The sequence below is a fragment of the Mesorhizobium sp. XAP4 genome (assembly GCF_029269325.1).
GTDB lineage: Bacteria > Pseudomonadota > Alphaproteobacteria > Rhizobiales > Rhizobiaceae > Mesorhizobium > Mesorhizobium ciceri.
This window is the reverse complement of record NZ_JARIXW010000025.1, coordinates 1-3,329: the sequence shown is the minus strand read 5'-3', so window position 1 is coordinate 3,329 and position 3,329 is coordinate 1. Positions and strand designations below refer to the sequence as shown.

Annotated in this window: 4 protein-coding genes; all 4 read left to right on the top strand. The window is 62.2% G+C overall.

The annotated features are described in order from the left end of the window. The first annotated feature begins 128 nt into the window (after positions 1 to 128). Positions 129 to 971 (top strand): ectoine/hydroxyectoine ABC transporter substrate-binding protein EhuB, encoded by an 843-nt coding sequence (ehuB, locus tag P3C39_RS32815; protein ID WP_346016470.1) that lies wholly within the window; start codon positions 129 to 131, stop codon positions 969 to 971. Between the two features lie 78 nt (positions 972 to 1,049). Then, complete coding sequence (gene ehuC / locus P3C39_RS32810; protein ID WP_127382841.1) at positions 1,050 to 1,721, top strand: ectoine/hydroxyectoine ABC transporter permease subunit EhuC; 672 nt, start codon at positions 1,050 to 1,052, stop codon at positions 1,719 to 1,721. Beyond that, a complete protein-coding gene (ehuD, locus tag P3C39_RS32805; RefSeq protein WP_127382842.1) occupies positions 1,718 to 2,386 on the top strand; it encodes an ectoine/hydroxyectoine ABC transporter permease subunit EhuD in 669 nt (222 codons plus the stop codon). Before ehuC ends, ehuD begins: the two co-directional genes overlap by 4 nt. Positions 2,387 to 2,486: 100 nt before the next feature. Then, a complete protein-coding gene (gene ehuA, locus P3C39_RS32800; protein ID WP_245472858.1) occupies positions 2,487 to 3,263 on the top strand; it encodes an ectoine/hydroxyectoine ABC transporter ATP-binding protein EhuA in 777 nt (258 codons plus the stop codon). Positions 3,264 to 3,329 lie beyond the last annotated feature (66 nt).

Below are 3,329 nucleotides of genomic sequence, written 5' to 3'. Positions count from 1 at the left end.
CATGAGTCACGTGAACGCATGGATATGAACGTCATCTCACGATCGGTGGGACAAGCGGCCAAACAAAACGTGAGCTGGGAGGAACTACGGTGAAAAAGTGGAAACACGACGAAAGCAGGAATGACCCCTTGAGGCGTGCAATCCTGAGGGGGATGGCTGCAGCCGGCATAGCGGCGATGGCAATGGCCTCGTTTGCCGGTTCGGCTTCGGCGCAGTCGCTGCTCGAGAAGATCAAGAACGGAGAGACGATCCGGATCGGCTTCTCCAACGAGAAGCCTTGGGCCTATCCTGGCGAGAACAACGAGCCGCTCGGCTTCGTCAATGCGATGACGCTCGACATTCTGAAGAGGCTGGGCACGACCAAGGTCGAGCCCATCGTCACCGAATGGGGCTCGCTGATCCCTGGCCTGCAGGCCGGTCGCTTCGACATCATCACGGGCGGCATGTTCATCCTCCCCGAGCGCTGCCGGAACGTGCTTTTCACAGAGCCGCTCGGCAAGGGCGCCGACGGGCTGCTCGTGCCGAAGGGCAACCCGGAAGAACTGCACTCCTACCAGGACGTGCGCGACAAGGGCCTCACCTTTGTCACCGCCTCCGGTTACGATTCGGTGAAGTACGCGCAAGAAGTCGGCATTGCCGACGACAAGATCATGCAGGTCGCCGGACCGGCGGAGATCGTGCAGGCTGTGAAGGCCGGCCGCGCCGCCGCTGGCGCCGGCGACTACTTCACCATGAAGAAATTTGCCGACCAGGATGACAGCACCGAGCTGGCCGATCCGTTTACCCCGCCCGCCATTGGCTATCCTGCTTTCGCCTTCCTGCCCAACCAGCAGGAGGCGGTCGACGCGTTCAATGCGGTGATGAAAGACTATATCGGTTCCGACGAGATGATGGCGTCGGTCGGTAAGTACGGCTACACTAAAGCCGCCCTGCCGGACGGCACCACGACCGCCGAACTCTGCAAGGGGTAGTTCCGGTGGAATTGCCGTCCATGAGCCTGACCGCCTCCCCCGGTCTCAGGCCGGGGAGCGCTCAGCGGAGACAGAGACATGAACGAATTCGCGCTCGGCTTCAGCGTGGCCGCGCTGGCTAGAGGCGTCGCGATCACCCTGATCGTGACCCTCGGGGCATCTGTGGTGGCGATCGTCCTGGGGCTGATCGTCGGCTTGATGCGGGTCTCGCCCCGTTGGCCGCTACGCTGGTTCGGCATCGCCTATATCGAATTTTTACGCGGAACATCGATGCTTGTGCAGCTCTACTGGTGGTTCTTCGTGCTGCCTATCTTCGGGGTCGCGTTGTCACCCTGGACCGTCGCAATCTTCGGTATCGGCATGTCCGTTTCCAGTTACGGCGCCGAGCTGGTCCGCGCCGCCCTCCAGGCCGTCGACCGCAGCCAGTATGAAGCGAGCATCGCGCTCAACTTCTCATGGCTCTCCATGATGCGCCGTATCGTCCTGCCGCAGGCGATCCGCGCCATGCTGCCCGCCTGGGGCACTCTGCTGATCGAGCTGCTTAAAGGTACATCGCTCATCTTCTTCATCACCATTACCGAGCTGACCACCGCCTCCAAGCTGGCGGCCGACGCCACCGGCAATTACCTCCTGTTCTTCGCGGTGGCGCTGTTCGGCTACTACGTCATTGCGCGCGCCCTCATCACGCCCTTCGTGCGCTGGCTGGAACGCCGCTTCTCGCGCGGCTTTGTTCGGGAGGCGCTGGCATGAACATCTGGGACTGGTCGTATGTCTGGGAGGCGATCCCGTATCTCTACCGGGGCGCGATTGTCACAGTTCAGGCCACGCTGCTCGGCTTCGCGATCGCGCTGGTGCTGGGGCTGGTCTTCGCGCTGATCCGCCAGTCGCCGAACCGCTACATCTCCACTGCCATGACGGAGATCGTGGAGTTCATCCGCTCAACGCCCCTGCTGCTGCAGGTGTTCTTCGTCTATTTCGTCGGCCCGCAATTCGGCATTGTCATTCCCGCGTGGACGGCCGGGATCGGTGTGCTCGGCATCCACTACGCCGCCTATTGCTCCGAGGTCTACCGTTCGGGCATCGAGAATGTGGACGGCGGGCAGTGGGAGGCCTGCACCGCGCTAAACCTGTCGCGCGTGCGCAGTTGGCGGGCTATCATCCTGCCGCAGGCGATCCCGCCCATCGTGCCCGGCCTGGGCAACTACTTCATCGGCATGTTCAAGGACACACCGATTCTAGCGGCGATCGCGGTCCTTGAGATGCTGCAGCAGGCGAAGAATTTCGGCGGCAACAACTATCGGTACATCGAGGCGATCACCATGGTCGGCTTCTTCTATCTCGTGTTCAGCCTGGTCGCTTCGGCAATCGTGCAGTCGGTGAGCGTCTGGCTCAACCGCCGCTACCATCTGCAGTAGGAGGTCCGCCATGAACGAATCCATGGTCTTCAAGAATGTCACGACGCGCTATAGCGTGCTGGACGAGCTTACCCACGATATGGCGCGCAAAGAGAAAGTCATGAGCGAACCCATGGTCCGTTTCGACAACGTCACCAAGCGCTACGGCGCGCTGACGGTGCTGGACGGGCTCAATCTCGACATCGCTCGCAACGAGAAGGTGTCGATCATCGGCCCCTCCGGCTCGGGCAAGACCACTGTGCTGCGCATGCTGATGACGCTGGAGCGCATCAACGGGGGGGTGATCTGGGTCGACGGGGAGCCGCTCACGCACATGCAGAAGAACGGCCAGATGGTGCCGGCGAGCGATCAGCACCTGCGGCGCGTACGCGGCAAGATCGGCATGGTGTTCCAGCACTTCAACCTATTTCCGCACATGACCGCGCTGCAGAACTGCATGGAGGCGCCGGTCTCGGTGCTTGGGCTCTCCAGGCAGGAGGCTGAGGCCCGAGTGGCGGAGCTGCTCGATTTGGTGGGGCTCGGCGACAAGATGAACCATTTCCCGATCCAGCTCTCCGGCGGCCAGAAGCAGCGCGTGGCGATCGCTCGGGCGCTGGCCATGCGGCCTAAGGTGATGCTGTTCGACGAGGTGACGTCGGCGCTCGACCCGGAGCTCGTCGGGGAGGTGCTCAACGTAATCCGTAAGCTCGGCACCGAGCATGACCTCACTATGCTGATGGTCACGCACCAGATGGGCTTCGCCAAGGAGTTCTCCGACCGCGTCTGCTTCTTTTACGGCTGCAAGATTGCCGAACAGGGTCCGCCCGACCAGCTCTTTGGCGATCCGCAGAACGAGCGGACGCGGCAGTTCCTCAGTGCCGTGCTGGAAGCGAGGTAGCGAATACGCGGGGCCTCGGAGCACCGCAACGGCGAGAATGGCTTGCTGAGCAACGTGTCTCCCACT

Excerpts from the sequence above, each read along its gene's own strand:
- ehuC (WP_127382841.1), top strand. The coding sequence starts at position 1,050 with ATGAACGAATTCGCGCTCGGCTTCAGCGTGGCCGCGCTGGCTAGAGGC.
- ehuD (WP_127382842.1), top strand. The coding sequence starts at position 1,718 with ATGAACATCTGGGACTGGTCGTATGTCTGGGAGGCGATCCCGTATCTC.
- ehuA (WP_245472858.1), top strand. The coding sequence starts at position 2,487 with ATGAGCGAACCCATGGTCCGTTTCGACAACGTCACCAAGCGCTACGGC.